The sequence below is a fragment of the Kitasatospora cathayae genome, assembly GCF_027627435.1.
GTDB classification, from domain to species: Bacteria; Actinomycetota; Actinomycetes; order Streptomycetales; family Streptomycetaceae; genus Kitasatospora; species Kitasatospora cathayae.
The window spans coordinates 1,612,501-1,627,223 of record NZ_CP115450.1 but is presented as its reverse complement, the minus strand read 5'-3'; the positions used below and the strand labels follow the sequence as shown (position 1 = coordinate 1,627,223).

Annotated in this window: 12 protein-coding genes; 4 read left to right on the top strand and 8 right to left on the bottom strand. The window is 73.1% G+C overall.

Features of this window, described 5'->3' with window-relative positions:
* Positions 1-8: 8 nt before the first annotated feature.
* Positions 9-632 (bottom strand): TetR/AcrR family transcriptional regulator, encoded by a 624-nt coding sequence (locus tag O1G21_RS07365; RefSeq protein WP_270141826.1) that lies wholly within the window; start codon positions 630-632, stop codon positions 9-11.
* A 75-nt stretch (positions 633-707) separates the two neighbouring features.
* Between O1G21_RS07365 and O1G21_RS07360 the strand changes: the two genes are divergently transcribed.
* Entirely contained in the window at positions 708-1,928 is a 1,221-nt protein-coding gene (locus O1G21_RS07360; RefSeq protein ID WP_270141824.1) for a metal-dependent hydrolase family protein, read from the top strand.
* Between the two features lie 153 nt (positions 1,929-2,081).
* On the opposite strand, the gene O1G21_RS07355 is transcribed toward O1G21_RS07360, so the two are convergent.
* The 5 genes from O1G21_RS07355 to mmuM form a co-directional block, all read right to left on the bottom strand.
* A complete protein-coding gene (locus O1G21_RS07355; protein WP_270141822.1) occupies positions 2,082-3,677 on the bottom strand; it encodes a glycerol-3-phosphate dehydrogenase/oxidase in 1,596 nt (531 codons plus the stop codon).
* A gap of 173 nt (positions 3,678-3,850) precedes the next feature.
* The gene (gene glpK, locus O1G21_RS07350; RefSeq protein WP_270141820.1) at positions 3,851-5,371 is read right to left on the bottom strand and encodes a glycerol kinase GlpK; all 1,521 of its coding nucleotides are present in this window, start codon (positions 5,369-5,371) and stop codon (positions 3,851-3,853) included.
* 113 nt (positions 5,372-5,484) lie between these two features.
* Complete coding sequence (locus O1G21_RS07345) at positions 5,485-6,192, bottom strand: MIP/aquaporin family protein (RefSeq protein ID WP_270141819.1); 708 nt, start codon at positions 6,190-6,192, stop codon at positions 5,485-5,487.
* 300 nt (positions 6,193-6,492) lie between these two features.
* Positions 6,493-7,257 (bottom strand): IclR family transcriptional regulator, encoded by a 765-nt coding sequence (locus tag O1G21_RS07340; protein ID WP_270141817.1) that lies wholly within the window; start codon positions 7,255-7,257, stop codon positions 6,493-6,495.
* Positions 7,258-7,417: 160 nt separating this feature from the next.
* Positions 7,418-8,362: a homocysteine S-methyltransferase gene (gene mmuM / locus O1G21_RS07335; protein WP_270141815.1), complete on the bottom strand. Its 945-nt coding sequence runs from the start codon at positions 8,360-8,362 to the stop codon at positions 7,418-7,420.
* A gap of 163 nt (positions 8,363-8,525) precedes the next feature.
* On the opposite strand from mmuM, the gene O1G21_RS07330 reads away from it, so the two are divergent.
* The 3 genes from O1G21_RS07330 to O1G21_RS07320 are packed head-to-tail and all read left to right on the top strand — an operon-like array spanning position 8,526 to position 12,222.
* Positions 8,526-9,503, top strand: coding sequence for an NUDIX hydrolase (locus O1G21_RS07330; RefSeq protein ID WP_270141813.1), 978 nt, complete (start codon positions 8,526-8,528; stop codon positions 9,501-9,503).
* 22 nt (positions 9,504-9,525) lie between these two features.
* Positions 9,526-10,074 (top strand): NUDIX domain-containing protein, encoded by a 549-nt coding sequence (locus tag O1G21_RS07325; RefSeq protein ID WP_270141812.1) that lies wholly within the window; start codon positions 9,526-9,528, stop codon positions 10,072-10,074.
* A 45-nt stretch (positions 10,075-10,119) separates the two neighbouring features.
* Positions 10,120-12,222 carry an acetoacetate--CoA ligase gene (locus tag O1G21_RS07320; protein ID WP_405000596.1) on the top strand — a complete coding sequence of 701 codons (2,103 nt, stop codon included), beginning with the start codon at positions 10,120-10,122 and terminating at the stop codon, positions 12,220-12,222.
* An 86-nt stretch (positions 12,223-12,308) separates the two neighbouring features.
* Here O1G21_RS07320 and ptsP read toward each other — a convergent pair whose 3' ends face one another.
* Positions 12,309-13,979, bottom strand: a complete 1,671-nt coding sequence (ptsP, locus tag O1G21_RS07315; RefSeq protein WP_270141808.1) for a phosphoenolpyruvate--protein phosphotransferase — start codon at positions 13,977-13,979, stop codon at positions 12,309-12,311.
* Positions 13,980-14,081: 102 nt separating this feature from the next.
* Entirely contained in the window at positions 14,082-14,531 is a 450-nt protein-coding gene (locus tag O1G21_RS07310) for a PTS sugar transporter subunit IIA (protein ID WP_270141806.1), read from the bottom strand.
* Positions 14,532-14,723 lie beyond the last annotated feature (192 nt).

Sequence of the window (14,723 nt, the reverse complement as noted above, 5' to 3'; positions counted from 1 at the left end):
CGTTCGCGTCAACGCCCCAGCAGGCCCGACAGCACCGCCTCGGTCGCCGCCATCAGCTCCTCGGCCACCGCGCCGCCCGCCGCCGTACGGGCCAGCAGCCCCTCGCGCGCCGCCAGGATGACGGCCGCCGCCTGACGGGCGTTCGCCCCGGGGGGCACCAGCTCGGGCAGCGCCCGCTCCAGGAGGTCCGCCGCCGCCCGCGCCAGCGTCCGGTCGTGCACGGCGACCTGCTCGGCCAGCGCCTCGGACCGGGCCGCGACCAGCCGGAACTCCAGGAACAGCAGGATCCACCCGGTTTCGGCGGGCTCGACCCGCAGCAGCGCCTCGACCAGCAGCCGGGCCCGCTCCCGCGGCGCCAGCGCCTCGCAGGCGGCGGCGAGCTGCTCCAGTTCGGCCATCCGTTCGGCGGCCCGGTCGTCGAAGAGCGCCAGCAGCAGGTCCTCCTTGCTGCCGAAGTTCGAGTAGAAGGCCCCGCGGGTGTACCCGGCGGCGCCGCAGACGTCCTCGATGCTCGTGCGCGCGAAGCCGACGGTGAGGAACAGCTCGCTCGCCGCGGCGAGCAGCCGGGCCCGGGTGTGGACGCGGCGGCGCGGCGGCCGGGGCGCGGCGGGATCGGTGGGCGATGGGTTCACAGCAGAACGATACATGGTGTATTCAGTACGGGTCGTATTCAATACGGCACGTACTGAACTGGAGGGAACCACCGCGTGAACCGTCTGCTGATCACCAACGCCCACCTGCTCCACCCCGAGGACGGCGCCCGCACCGACCTCGGCTGGCTGGAGGCCGCCGACGGCCGGATCGCCGCCACCGGCACCGGCCGCCCGCCCGCCGCGCCCGACGGGGTCCGGGTGGTCGACGCGCGGGGCGGCACGGTCCTGCCCGGCCTGATCGACGCCCACGTCCACCTGCTGGTCACCACCCTCGACCTCACCGCGGTGGCGAACTGGACCCCCGGCTACCTCACGGTCCGAGCCCTCGCCGAGGCCGAGCGGATGCTGCGCCGCGGTTTCACCACCGTCCGCGACGTGGGCGGCGCCGACCACGGCATGGCCCGGGCCCTGGACGAGGGCTTCGCGCTCGGTCCGCGGCTGATTTTCGGCGGCAAGGCGCTCTCCCAGACCGGCGGCCATGGCGACCTTCGCCCGCTCGGGGACGACTCGGTGCCCTGCTGCGAGTCCCGCCCCAACTTCGGCCGGATCGCCGACGGCGTGGACGCCGTCCGCGCCGCCGCCCGGGACGAGTTCCGCAAGGGCGCCGCCCATCTCAAAGTCCTGCTCTCCGGCGGCGTCGCCTCGCCGCACGACGAGATCGCCGCCGTCCAGTACAGCGAGGAGGAGATCCGGGCGGCCGTCGAGGAGGCGGAGAACCACAACCGCTACGTCACCGTGCACGCCTACCACCCGCGGGCGATCGACCGCGCCCTGCGGGCGGGGGTGCGCTGCGTCGAGCACGGCAACCTGCTCGACGACGCCAACATCGCGCTGCTGCTGGAGCGCGACGCCTTCCTCGTGCCCACTCTGGTCGCTTATGTGCAGACGGCCAGGCTCGGCGCCGGCTCCGGCCTGCCGCCGGCCTCGCTCGGCAAGTTGGCCGAGGTTCGCGACCAGGGCCTGGCCGCCCTGGAACGCGCCCACCGCGCGGGCGTCAACCTGGTGTACGGCAGCGACCTGCTCGGCCCGCTGCACCCGGCGCAGCTGGAGGAGTTCACGATCCGCGCCGAGGTCCAGCCGCCCGCCGACATCCTCCGCTCGGCGACCACCACGGCGGCCCGGCTGCTCGGCATGGCGGGGGAGATCGGCACCCTGGCCCCGGGTGCCCACGCCGACCTCCTCATCGTCGACGGCGACCCGCTGGCGGATCTCACCGTGCTGACCCGCCCGGATAAGCACCTCAGGCACGTGGTCAAGGCCGGCGCCGTCATGTAGCGAAACGGCGGGCGGGCGCCCGGGGAATCCCCGAACGCCCACCCGCCGTACAGCAGTTACTTACTTGTTCCCACGCTTCGCGAGGCCGTGCTTACTTGTTCCCACGCTTCGCGAGGCTGTGCTTACTTGTTCCCACGCTTCGTGAGGCTGTGCTTACTTGTTCCCACGCTTCGCGAGGAAGGCCTCGACCTCGCCCCGGATCTCCGGAGTGTCCAGCCCGCGCACCGTCATGGTGGTGCGGCGCCGCAGCACGTCGTCCGCGGTGTACGCCCACTCGTTGTCGGCCGCGTAGGCGACCTGCGCCCAGACGTCCGGACCGTCCTCGTGGATCGGCCGGCCGAGCTCCGGGTTCTCGTCGATCATGCGGGCGATCTCGAAGGAGAGGGTGCCGTAGTGGCTGGCCAGGTGCTTGGCCACCAGCGGCTCCATCCGCGAGCCCGGCTCGCGGTCGATCAGCAGGCGGTGCGCCACCGCGTTCGGCGCGCCGACGCCGGGCAGCGGGACGGTCGGGGCGATCGGGGACATGTCCTCGCCGAGGCTGGTGCCGGGCACGTGGGCCAGCTTCTCCAGCACGGTGCGGCCGATGTGCCGGTAGGTGGTCCACTTGCCGCCGGAGACCGACAGCATGCCGCCGCGGCCCTCGGTGACGACGGTCTCGCGCTTCGCGGCGGCGGTGTCGCCGGGGCCGCCGGGCAGCACGCGCAGACCGGCGAAGGAGTAGGTGATCAGGTCGCGGTCGAGGTGCTCGTCGCGGATCGCGTGCGCGGCCTCGCCCATGATCTGGTCGATGTCGGCGTCGGTGGCCCGGACGTCCTTCGGGTCGCCGGTGTACTCCTCGTCGGTGGTCCCGAGCAGGACGTGGTCCTCCCACGGGATGGCGAAGGAGACGCGGTACTTGTCGATCGGGATGGTCAGCGCGGCGCGCCACGGCGAGCGGCGCTTGACCACGACGTGGGCGCCCTTGGAGAGGCGGATCGACGGCGCGGCGCCGGCGTCCTCCATCTTGCGCAGGTGGTCCACCCACGGGCCGGTGGCGTTGAGCACCAGGCGGGCGTTGACGCCGAACTCGCTGCCGTCCAGGCGGTCGCGCAGCTCCGCGCCGGTGACCCGGCCGCCGGTGAAGCGCAGGCCGGTGACCTCGGCGTGGTTGAGCACCACGGCGCCGGCGTCGACGGCCGCGCGCACGGTCATCACCGCGACGCGCGAGTCGTTCATCTGGTGGTCGCCGTAGACGGCCACCGAGCGCAGGCCCTCGGTGCGCAGCGCGGGCACCTGCTGGGCGGCGTGGGCGGCGGTGGAGACCCGGCCCATGCCGTCGCGGAAGGCGGACAGCGCCGAGTACAGGAACACGCCGGCGCCGAGCTTGGCCGCGCCGTGCGGGCCGCCCTTGTAGACCGGCACGAAGAAGGTCAGCGGGTTGACCAGGTGCGGGGCCACGTCGGTGGAGAGCGCGCGGCGCTCCTTGTGGTTCTCCGCGACCAGCTTGACCGCGCCGGTCTGCAGGTAGCGCAGACCGCCGTGGACCAGCTTGGACGAGGCGCTGGAGGTGGCACCGGCGAAGTCGCCGGCGTCGACCATGGCGACCTTCAGGCCGGCCTGGGACGCGGTCCAGGCGACGGCCGTGCCGAGGATGCCGCCCCCGATCACCAGCAGGTCGTAGGTGGCCTTGCCGAGCAGTTCACGGGTCTCGGCGCGGGAGGCGGTGCGGCCGGCGGTGCGCTCGGCACCCAGGGTCGGGATGGTTGCCATGGTGGTTGTGTACGGCCCGCGGCGCGGGCGGGCCGTTACTCCTCTCGTGTGCGGTGCGGCCCCTGCGGGAGGGGCCGGTCGGCCCGGTGCGGCGGGCCGGTGAAGCGCGGTGACGCCCGTTGCCGGAACAGCGGGCGGCCGGCCGGGGCACCGAGCCCCGACCGGCTTGTCGGTCAGTTGTTCTCTTCCTCCTCCACCCAGCCCATGGTGCGCTCCACGGCCTTGAGCCACTTCTTGTACTCACGCTCCCGGGTGGCCTCGTCCATGCGCGGGGTCCACTCGGCGGCGCGGTGCCAGTTGGCCCGCAGGGTGTCGAGGTCGTTCCAGAAGCCGACGGCGAGTCCGGCCGCGTAGGCCGCGCCGAGGGCGGTGGTCTCGGCCACGTACGGGCGCTCGACCGGGGCGTCCAGGACGTCGGCGATGTTCTGCATGAGCAGGTTGTTGCTGGTCATGCCGCCGTCGACCTTGAGGGCGGTGAGCTCGACCCCGGAGTCCTTCTGCATGGCGTCGACGACCTCGCGGGTCTGCCAGGCGGTGGCCTCCAGGACGGCCCGGGCCAGGTGGCCCTTGGTGACGTACCGGGTCAGACCGGCGATCACACCGCGGGCGTCGGAGCGCCAGTACGGAGCGAACAGGCCGGAGAAGGCCGGGACGAAGTAGGCACCGCCGTTGTCCTCGACGGTGTTGGCGAGGGTCTCGATCTCGGCGGCGGTGGAGATGATGCCGAGCTGGTCGCGCAGCCACTGGACGAGCGAGCCGGTGACCGCGATCGAGCCCTCCAGCGCGTACACCGGGGCCTGGTCGCCGATCCGGTAGCCGACCGTGGTCAGCAGGCCGTGGTACGAGTTGACGATCTTCTCGCCGGTGTTCAGCAGCAGGAAGGTGCCGGTGCCGTAGGTGGACTTGGCCTCGCCCTCGTCGAAGCAGGTCTGGCCGAACAGCGCGGCCTGCTGGTCGCCGAGCGCGGAGGCGACCGGGACGCCGGCCAGGTCGCCGACGGCCTCGCCGTACACCTCGGCGGAGGAGCGGATCTCCGGCAGGACGGCCATCGGCACGCCCATCGACTCGGCGATGCTCTCGTCCCAGGCCAGCGTCTTCAGGTTCATCAGCATGGTGCGGCTGGCGTTGGTCACGTCGGTGACGTGCTTGCCGCCGTTGACACCACCGGTGAGGTTCCAGATCACCCAGGTGTCCATGGTGCCGAACAGGATGTCGCCGGCCTCGGCGCGCTCGCGCAGGCCCTCGACGTTGTCCAGCAGCCAGCGGATCTTCGGGCCGGCGAAGTAGCTGGCCAGCGGGAGGCCGGTCTCGCGGCGGAAGCGGTCCTGGCCGACGTTGCGGCCCAGCTCGCGGCAGAGCGCCTCGGTGCGGGTGTCCTGCCACACCAGCGCGTTGTGCACCGGCTCACCGGTGTTCTTGTCCCACAGGACGGTGGTCTCGCGCTGGTTGGTGATGCCGATCGCGCGGATGTCGTCCTTGGTCAGGCCGGCCTTCTCCAGCGCACCGCGGACGACCGACTGCACCCGGGTCCAGATCTCGGCGGCGTCGTGCTCGACGTAGCCGGGCTGGGGGAAGATCTGCCGGTGCTCCTGCTGGTCGACGGCGACGATCCGGCCGTCGGCGCCGAAGACGATGCAGCGGCTGGAGGTGGTGCCCTGGTCGATCGCGGCGATGTAGTTGCCAGTGGAGGTCATGGAGGGTCCTCGGCTCGGTTTCGGGGGGTTACGGGGCGGGTGGGCCTGACACGGACGTTCGGTGGACGCCCGTCCGTGTCAGTCCCCGTGCTCGGCGGGTTCCAACCCGGCCTTTAGTAGAGGGCGTTGTACACGCCGCCGGCCGCGAGGCCGCCCAGGATCGGGCCGACGACCGGGACCCAGGCGTAGGACCAGTCGGAGCCGCCCTTGTTCGGGATCGGCAGCAGCGAGTGCACGATGCGCGGGCCCAGGTCACGGGCCGGGTTGATGGCGTAGCCGGTCGGGCCGCCGAGCGAGAGGCCGATGCTGACCACGACGATCGAGACGACCGCGGTGCCGCCGGCGCCGAGCGCCGGGCTGAGGGTGAGGATCGCCATGCAGAGCACGAAGGTGCCGATGACCTCGGTGACCACGTTCTGGATCGGGTTCCGGATCTCGGGCCCGGTCGAGAAGATGCCGAGGGTGGGCTCCTTGTTGGCCTGGAACTGGCCGAGGTAGGTGAGCCAGACCAGCACGGCGCCGATCATCGCGCCGAGCATCTGGGAGCCGATGTAGAGCGGCACCTGGCTCCAGTCGCCGCTCTTGACCGCGAGCGCGATGGTGACGGCCGGGTTGAGGTGGGCGCCGGACTTGGCGCCGGTCATGTAGGCCGCGACGAGGACCGCGAAGCCCCAGCCGAAGGTGATCGCCAGCCAGCCGGCGTTGACGGCCTTCGACTTCTTGAGGGTCACGGCGGCGCAGACGCCACCGCCGAGGAGTATCAGGGCGGCGGTGCCGAGGGTTTCGCCGACGAAGACGTCGCCGTTGGAGAACGCGGACACAAAGACTCCCTTGTCATGGCCCGGAGGTGCGGGTGGGGGCGGGTGGCCGGTCGATCCCGGTGCGGGTGAGCGCGCTGTGGGAGTGATCTTCCCGGCCATCGTTCGACAATGTCGACCGTCATGCGGAAGCTTCCTCCCCAGGTCGGCCCCACGTCAAGGCAGGGTTACGCAGCTGTGACCCTTCCCTCGGTGGTGTCCCCGAAGTTACCCAGCGGAGTGCTCCGAATCAGGACAAAACGCCAAGGCGCGGACAGGCTCACCGCCCGTCCGCGCCTCAGCGTGACGAATTGACCTTCGTGCTCAGAACCGCCCGGCGCCCAGGTCGCGGGAGATCGCCCGCGCCGCGCTGCGCACCGAGGCCACCAGCGAGGGCTTCACGAAGCCGTCCTCGCAGACCCGTTCCACCGGCCCGTTGATGCACACCGCGCCCACCGGGTTGCGCCGACGGTCCTGGATCAGCGCGGCGATCGAGGCCACGCCCTCCCAGGTCTCCTCCACCGAGTCCGCCCAGCCGCGCTCGCGGATCAGCGCGCACTCGGCGTCCAGGTCGGCCGCCCCGGTCAACGTCCGCAGGGTGTACGACTCGTACGGCCCGTCGCCCAACTCCCCGCGCGCGACCGGGTCGTAGGCCACCAGCACCTTGCCGATCGCGGTGCTGTGCAGCGGCTGCATCGAACCGACCTCCAGCACCTGCCGGGTGTCGTCGGGTCGGAAGACGTGGTGCACGATCAGCACGCCCTGCTGGTGCAGCACCCCCAGGTAGACGGTCTCGCCGGCCGCCCGGGCCAGGTCGTCCGCCCACACCAGCGCCCGCGCCCGCAGCTCGTGCACGTCCAGGTAGCTCTGCCCGAGCCGCAGCAGTTCGGCGCCCAGCTGGTACTTGCCGCTCTCCGGGTCCTGCTCGACGAACCCCTCCTGCTGCAGCGTGCGCAGGATGCCGTGCGCGGTGCCCTTGGCGAGGTTCAGGGCGGTCGCGACCTCGGACAGGCCCAGGCGGCGCTCACCGCCGGCCAGCAGGCGCATGATCGCGGCGGCCCGGGAGAGCGACTGGATCGGGCCGGGCATGGGATACCTCCGCGCTGACAGGCGGTCGACATTGTCGACCACAGTGGTGACGGGACGAGTCTGCCAGGCCGCCGTCCGTCCGTGCACCTTCCCCCTCGGTAACCCGTGCTCGGCCGGGTGTTAACCTTCCGCGCCCCTCGGCCCGTGCCCAGGACGGGCGCTACCCCTCCCTACAGCTGAGCGCCCCGCGCCGCACGGTCACCTCGGCCGCCAGCGCGGCGATCCCGTCCGGACCGACCCGGCAGCAGCCACCGACCAGCCGCGCGCCGTCCGCCAGCCAGCCGCCCACCCGGGCCGAGCGGAAGGTCGGCTCCCCGCGCCAGTCCCGGCGCTCCGGGTCCCACCGCTCCCCGCTGTTCGGGTACACCACCACCGGCTTCCCGGTCACCTCGGCGGCCACCGCCACCGCCAGGTCCGCGTCCCTCGGCGTGCAGCAGTTGACGCCCACCGCGAGCACCTCGTCCACCTCCGCCGCCAGCGCGAACGCCTCCGCCAGCGGCTGCCCGGCCCTGGTCCGGCCGTCCGCCACGCTGTACGACAGCCAGGCCGGCACCCCCAGCCCGCGCACCAGCTCCAGCAGCGCCCGGGCCTCGTCCGCGTCCGGCACCGTCTCCAGCGCCAGCACGTCCGGCCGGGCCGCCGCCAGCACCTCCAGCCGCGGCCGGTGGAAGGCCACCAACTCCGCGTGGCTCAGCCCGTACCGGCCCCGGTACTCCGAACCGTCCGCCAGCACCGCCCCGTACGGACCCACCGAGGCCGCCACCCAGCGCCGCCGCCCGCCCGGTTCGGCCCGCACCGCCTCCCGGGCCAGCTCCACACTGCTCGCCAGCAGCCGGGCCGCCGCCGCGTGCCCCACCCCGCGCCGGGCGAAGCCCTCGAAGCTCGCCTGGTAGCTCGCCGTGATCGCGACCTCGGCGCCGGCCGCGAAGTACGCCCGGTGCGCCGCGACCACCGCCTCCGGGTCGTCCGCGAGCAGCCGCGCCGACCACAGCCGGTCCGACAGGTCGTGCCCGGCCGCCGCCAGCTGGTTGGACATCCCGCCGTCCAGCACGAGCGGACCGGCCGCCAGCGCCGCGGCGAAGTCCGGTGGGGGAGCAGTGGGCATCTCGGCCTCCTCGGCGCGATCGTTCCTGGTCACAGCCTAGAAGCCGGACGCCACCGGGGACCCGGAAAACCGTTTGCCGCCGGGGAACGAAGTCGTTACGTTGTGCTCATCCCGAGAACGACAGCGACAGGTGCCCCCGGCAGGGCGCGGAGAGGAGCCGGCGATGGCAGCGGACGAACCGTCCCCCCAGCCCGCCGCCGGACCCACGGACGAGCAGGAGTGGCTCGCCGCGTACGACCCGCGCGCCTACGCCCCGATCGCCGTCACCGTCGACGTGGTCGCCCTCACGCTGCGGCACGGCCGGCTGCACGTGCTGCTGGTCGAACGCGGCGCCCCGCCCCACCAGGGCCGCTGGGCGCTGCCCGGCGGCTTCCTGCGGGCGGGGGAGGAGGACCTGGACGAGGCCGCCGCCCGCGAACTCGCCGAGGAGACGGGCCTGCAGGGCGCCTCCGAGACCGAGACCGCGTTCCACCGCCTGCACCTCGAACAGCTCGGTACCTACGGCGCCCCCGAGCGGGACCCGCGGATGCACGTCGTCTCCGTCGCCTACCTCGCCTTCGCCCCGGACCTGCCCGACCCGCAGGCCGGGACGGACGCCGCGGCCGCCGCCTGGCACCCGGTCGCCGACCTCGATCTGGCCCCGCGGTCCTGCGACCGCGCCCCAGCCGCCGGTGCGCCCGTCGACACCCACGGGGGTGGCGTCGACGGGCACACCGGCCCCGCCGCGGTCGCACCGCGGCCGATCCCGCTGGCCTTCGACCACGCCCGCATCCTCGCCGACGGTCTGGACCGGGTGCGCGCCAAACTGGAGTACAGCCCGCTCGCCACCGCCTTCCTGCCCCACGACTTCACCATCCCCGACCTGCGCGCCGTCTACGAAGCCGTCTGGGACGAAAAGCTCCACCCCGGCAACTTCCACCGCAAGGTCCTCTCCGTCCCCGGCTTCGTCGAGAGCACCGGCTGCACCACCGAGCGCGGCGGCGCCCGCGGTGGCCCCCGCGCCCGCACCTACCACGCCGGCGACGCCCGCCTGCTCCACCCCGCCCTGCTCCGCCCCGCCCGCGAGGAGCCCGCACAGGCCGAGCCCGCACAGGCCGAGCCCGCACAGGCCGAGCCCGCCGCCACCGACCAGGCCCACTGAGCGAGAGGGCTACGATCCGGCCATGACCACCGACGAAGCGACGCAGACCGCCCACCGACCCTTCTCCCACTGCCACTTCTGCGGCACGCCGTACCCGCCCGGCACCGACGCCTGGCCCCGCACCTGCCCCGGCTGCGCCGAGATCAGCTACCGCAACCCGCTGCCCGTCGCGGTCACCGTCCTCCCCGTCACCCGGCCCGACGCCGACCCGGCCCTGGTCGTCATCCGCCGCACCATCGAACCCGGCTACGGCGAACTCGCCTTCCCCGGCGGCTACATGGACTACGGCGAGAGCTGGCAGCAGGCCTGCGTGCGCGAACTCGGCGAGGAGACCGGCATCCTGGCCGACGCCGCCGACGTCCGCCTGATCCACATGGCCTCCGACCCCAACGGCCGCTTCGTCATGCTCTGCGGACTCCTCCCCGCCCGCCCGCTCGCCGAGCTCCCGCCCTCACGCCCCACCGACGAGACCGAGGGCTGGCTGCTCGCCACCGCCGAAACCCCACTCGTCTGGGACTTCCACAACGGCATCCTGCGCCGCTGGTTCGACGGCGAGTTCACCCCCCGCTGAGCCGCAGGTCACGTCCCGGCCAACCCTGGCGCAGCGGGCGCTCACATGGCATGGTCTGCACCGACAGCCCAACCGGACGGGTTGGCCACGAGCTCACCCGTCCCCACCACCGGCCGGGAGACCACCACCGTGAGCACCCCAACCCAGGACCAGCCGCTCTGGCGCCCCAACCCCGCTCGCGCCGCCGCCACCAGCCTGGTGGCCTTCCAGGCCTGGGCCGCCGAACACCACGGCGCCCCGGCCGCCCCGCTGGCCCCGGCCGCCGACGACCAGCAGGCCGCCCAGCGCTACGCCGACCTGCACGCCTGGTCCACCGCCGACCTCGACCGCTTCTGGACCGCGGTCACCCAATGGTTCGACGTCCGCTTCACCGAGGTCCCCGAGGCCGTCCTCGCCGACCCGGCCATGCCCGGCGCCCGCTGGTTCCCCGGCGCCCGCCTCAACTACGCCGAGCACGCCCTGCGCGCCGCCGAGGACCCTGCCAACGCCGACCGCCCGGCGATCCTCCACCTCGACGAGACCACCGAGCAGCCGGCCGTCCTCACCTGGTCCGAACTCCGCCGCCAGGTCGGCTCGCTGGCCGCCGCCCTGCGCGCCCGCGGCATCGGCCCCGGCGACCGGGTCGGCGCCTACCTGCCCAACGTCCCGCAGGCCGCCGTCGCCCTCCTCGCCACCGCCGCCGTCGGCGCGATCTGGACCAGCTGCGCCCCCGACTTCGGCGCCCGCAGCGTCCTCGACCGCCTCCAGCAGATCGAACCCGCCGTCCTCTTCGCCATCGACGGCTACCACTACGGCGGCAAGGACCACGACCGCACCGAGGTCGTCGCCGAGCTGCGCCGCGAACTCCCCAGCCTGCACACCGTCGTGCACGTCCCGCTGCTGGGCGCCCCCGCCCCCGACGGCGCCCTCCAGTGGGACGACCTCGTCGCCGACGACGTGGCACCGGTCTTCGAGCCCGTCCCCTTCGACCACCCGCTCTGGGTCCTCTACTCCTCCGGCACCACCGGCCTGCCCAAGGCCATCGTCCAGAGCCAGGGCGGCATCCTGCTCGAACACCTCAAGCAGGCGGGCCTCCACCTCGACCTCGGCCCCCAGGACCGCTTCCTCTGGTACACCTCCACCGGCTGGATGATGTGGAACTTCCTGCTGGCCGGCCTCCTCGTCGGAGCCACGATCGTCACCTACGACGGCAGCCCCGGCCACCCGGACACCGGCGCCCTGTGGTCCGTCGCCGCCCGCACCCGCGCCACCGTCCTCGGCACCTCCGCGGCCTACGTCATCGCCAGCCGCAAGGCCGAACTGCACCCCGGCCGTGACCTCGACCTCTCCGCCGTCCGCTGCATCGGCACCACCGGCTCCCCGCTCCCGCCCGACGGCTTCCGCTGGATCTACGAGGAGGTCAAGCAGGACGTCTGGCTCGCCTCGGTCAGCGGCGGCACCGACGTCTGCTCCTGCTTCGTCGGCGGCGTCCCCACCCTGCCGGTGTACCTCGGCGAGATCCAGGCCCCCTGCCTCGGCGCCGCCGTCGAGTCCTGGGACGTCCAGGGGCACCCGCACACCGACACCGTCGGCGAACTCGTCGTCACCAAGCCCATCCCGTCCATGCCCACCGGCTTCTGGAACGACCCCGAGGGCACCCGGTACCACGACAGCTACTTCGACACCTACCCCGGCATCTGGCGCCACGGCGACTGGATCACCGTCACCTCCCGCGGCACCGTCGTCATCCACGGCCGCTCCGACTCCACCCTCAACCGCCAGGGCGTCCGGATGGGCTCCGCGGACATCTACGAGGTGGTCGAGCGCCTCCCCGAGATCGCCGAATCCCTGGTCATCGGCCTGGAGGAGCCCGACGGCGGCTACTGGATGCCGCTGTTCGTCGTCCTCGCCCCCGGCGCGGAACTCGACCAGGACGTCATCGGCCGGATCCGCACCTCGCTGCGCACCGAACTCTCCCCGCGCCACGTCCCGGACGAGGTGATCGCCGTCCGAGGCCTGCCGCACACCCTCACCGGCAAGCGCATCGAGGTCCCGGTCAAGCGCATCCTCTCCGGCACCCCGCTGGAGCAGGCCGTCAACCCCGGCTCCGTCGACAACCTCGACCACCTGCGCTTCTTCGAGCAGCTCCGGGTCGACCGCCAGGCCTGACCGGCCCCGAGGAACGCCGAAGGGGCGCCCCCACCGCAACTCGGGTGGGGGCGCCTCTTCCGCTACGTACTGCGTCCTACTACGTCCTATTCGCCGGAGAGCACCTGCTGCGCCGCGACCCGCGCCTCCTCGGCGCTGTCCGCGGCCCGGGCCGCCTCGGCCGCCCGACGGCACTGCGCCAGCGTGTACTTGGCGAGCATGGTCCGCACGTACGGGATCGAGGCGGAGCCCATGGAGAGGCTGGTGACGCCCAGACCGGTCAGCACCACGGCCAGCAGCGGGTCCGAGGCCGCCTCGCCGCAGACACCACAGCTCTTGCCGGTCGCCTGCGCCGCCTCGGCGGCCGAGGCGATCAGGTCCAGCAGCGCCGGCTGCCACGGGTCCTGCAGCCGGGCCAGCGCACCGACCTGACGGTCCGCCGCGAAGGTGTACTGCGCCAGGTCGTTGGTCCCCAGCGACAGGAACTCGACCTCCTGCAGGATCGCCCGGGCCCGCAGCGCGGCCGACGGAATCTCCACCATGGCACCGAACTTGGCGTCCAGCCCGGCCTTGCGGCAGGCGGCCGCGAAGTCCCCGGCGTCCTTGCGGTCGGCCACCATCGGGGCCATCACTTCGAGGTGCACCGGCAGGCCCGCAGCCGCCGCCGCCAGCGCCCGCAGCTGGGTGGCCAGCACCTCCGGGTGCTCGAGCAGGGTGCGCAGACCGCGCACGCCCAGCGCCGGGTTCGGCTCGTCGGCGGGGGTGAGGAAGTCCAGCGGCTTGTCCGCGCCCGCGTCCAGCACCCGGACCACGACCCGGCCCTCCGGGAAGGCCTCCAGCACCTTGCGGTACGCCTCGACCTGCTTCTCCTCGCTGGGAGCCTGTGCCGAGTCGTCCAGGAACAGGAACTCGGTGCGGAACAGGCCGACGCCCTCCGCACCGTTCTCCAGCGCGGCCGGCACGTCCGCCGGGCCGCCGACGTTGGCCAGCAGCGGCACCCGGTGCCCGTCCGAGGTCTGCCCCGGACCGGAGGAGGCGGCCAGCGCGGCCTTGCGCTCGGCGGCGATCGCCCGCAGCTCCTCCTGCTTCTCCTGCGACGGGTCCAGCAGGACGTCGCCCGAGCTGCCGTCCACGGCGACGACGGTGCCCTCGGCGACCTCCGTCGCCCCCGCCAGCGCCACCACGGCCGGCACGCCCATGGCCCGCGCCAGGATGGCGCTGTGGCTGGTCGGCCCGCCCTCCTCGGTCACGAAGCCGAGCACCAGCGTCGGGTCCAGCAGCGCGGTGTCGGCCGGCGCGAGGTCCCGCGCGAACAGCACGTACGGCTCGTCGCTGTCCGGCACACCCGGCATCGGCACGCCCAGCAGCCGGGCCACGATGCGGTTGCGCACGTCGTCCAGGTCGGCGACCCGACCGGCCAGGTACTCCCCGGCGGAGGCCAGCAGCGCACGGTAGGCGGCGAAGGCGTCGTACACACCGCGCTCGGCACTGCTGCCGACGGCGATCCGGCGGGACACGTCGGCCATCAGCTCCGGGTCCTGCGCCATCAGTGCCTGGGCCTCGAGCACCGCCTGCGCCTCGCCGCCCGCCAGGTTGCCGCGTGCGATCAGGTCTGCGGCGACCGCCTCGACGGCCGCCTGGGCGCGCGCCTGCTCACGCGGGGCGTCCTCGGTCGGGACCTGGGTGGTCGGGGGCTCCAGGACCGCCGTGCCCATGTGCCGCACCTGGCCGATCGCGACCCCGTGGCTGACACCCACGCCGCGCAGTGTCTTCTCCATTACCTGTATCTCCGCTGAGAGGAGCGGCCCCGCCGGGAACCGCTGAGTGCCGGGTCGCCCCGTCAACTCCTGCGGGGCGGCTGTGTGTCGGTGACTGAGAGGTCAGCTCCAGCTGAACAGCTTGTCGCCCGCCTGGGCCGCGCCGTCCTCGCGGACGTCGACCAGCGAGTCGAGAGCAGCCTCGAGCGCCACGATCGGCGAGATCGGCGACTTGCCCGCAGCCTCGACGGCGGCCGGGTCCCACCGGATCACGGCCTGACCGCGGGTCACGGTGTCGCCCTTCTTGACGAGCAGCTCGAAGCCCTCGCCATTGAGCTGAACCGTGTCGATCCCCAGGTGGGTCAGCACACCGTGCCCGTCCGCGTCCACCACGACGAAGGCGTGCGGGTGCATGGAGACCACGACGCCGTCCAACGGCGCGACCGCCTCGGTGGGCTGACGGACCGGGTCGATCGCGGTGCCCGGACCGACCATCGCACCAGAGAACACCGGGTCCGGCACGCCGGCGAGCCCGACGACCTTGCCGGTCAGCGGCGACGTCACAGTGGTCATGGTTGTGCCTCCCAAGTGCGCAATACAGCGAGCGGCCGCGAGGTGCGGCACACGATCAACTGAAGCCTAAATCATGTCAAGTTCGGACATCTGCTGATGTTCCCGGGTGAAGACCCACGCCCCCGCCCGCCTTCCGACCGGCGTCGCACCGACTCGCGACTGGTCTAGTCCTCCCAGTCGATGCGCCGCACT

Bases quoted from the DNA above. Each gene is read 5' to 3' on its own strand.
- O1G21_RS07355 (WP_270141822.1), bottom strand. From the start codon at position 3,677: ATGGCAACCATCCCGACCCTGGGTGCCGAGCGCACCGCCGGCCGCACC.
- glpK (WP_270141820.1), bottom strand. From the start codon at position 5,371: ATGACCTCCACTGGCAACTACATCGCCGCGATCGACCAGGGCACCACC.
- O1G21_RS07340 (WP_270141817.1), bottom strand. From the start codon at position 7,257: ATGCCCGGCCCGATCCAGTCGCTCTCCCGGGCCGCCGCGATCATGCGC.
- mmuM (WP_270141815.1), bottom strand. From the start codon at position 8,362: ATGCCCACTGCTCCCCCACCGGACTTCGCCGCGGCGCTGGCGGCCGGT.
- O1G21_RS07330 (WP_270141813.1), top strand. From the start codon at position 8,526: ATGGCAGCGGACGAACCGTCCCCCCAGCCCGCCGCCGGACCCACGGAC.
- O1G21_RS07325 (WP_270141812.1), top strand. From the start codon at position 9,526: ATGACCACCGACGAAGCGACGCAGACCGCCCACCGACCCTTCTCCCAC.
- O1G21_RS07320 (WP_405000596.1), top strand. From the start codon at position 10,120: ATGGCATGGTCTGCACCGACAGCCCAACCGGACGGGTTGGCCACGAGC.
- ptsP (WP_270141808.1), bottom strand. From the start codon at position 13,979: ATGGAGAAGACACTGCGCGGCGTGGGTGTCAGCCACGGGGTCGCGATC.
- O1G21_RS07310 (WP_270141806.1), bottom strand. From the start codon at position 14,531: ATGACCACTGTGACGTCGCCGCTGACCGGCAAGGTCGTCGGGCTCGCC.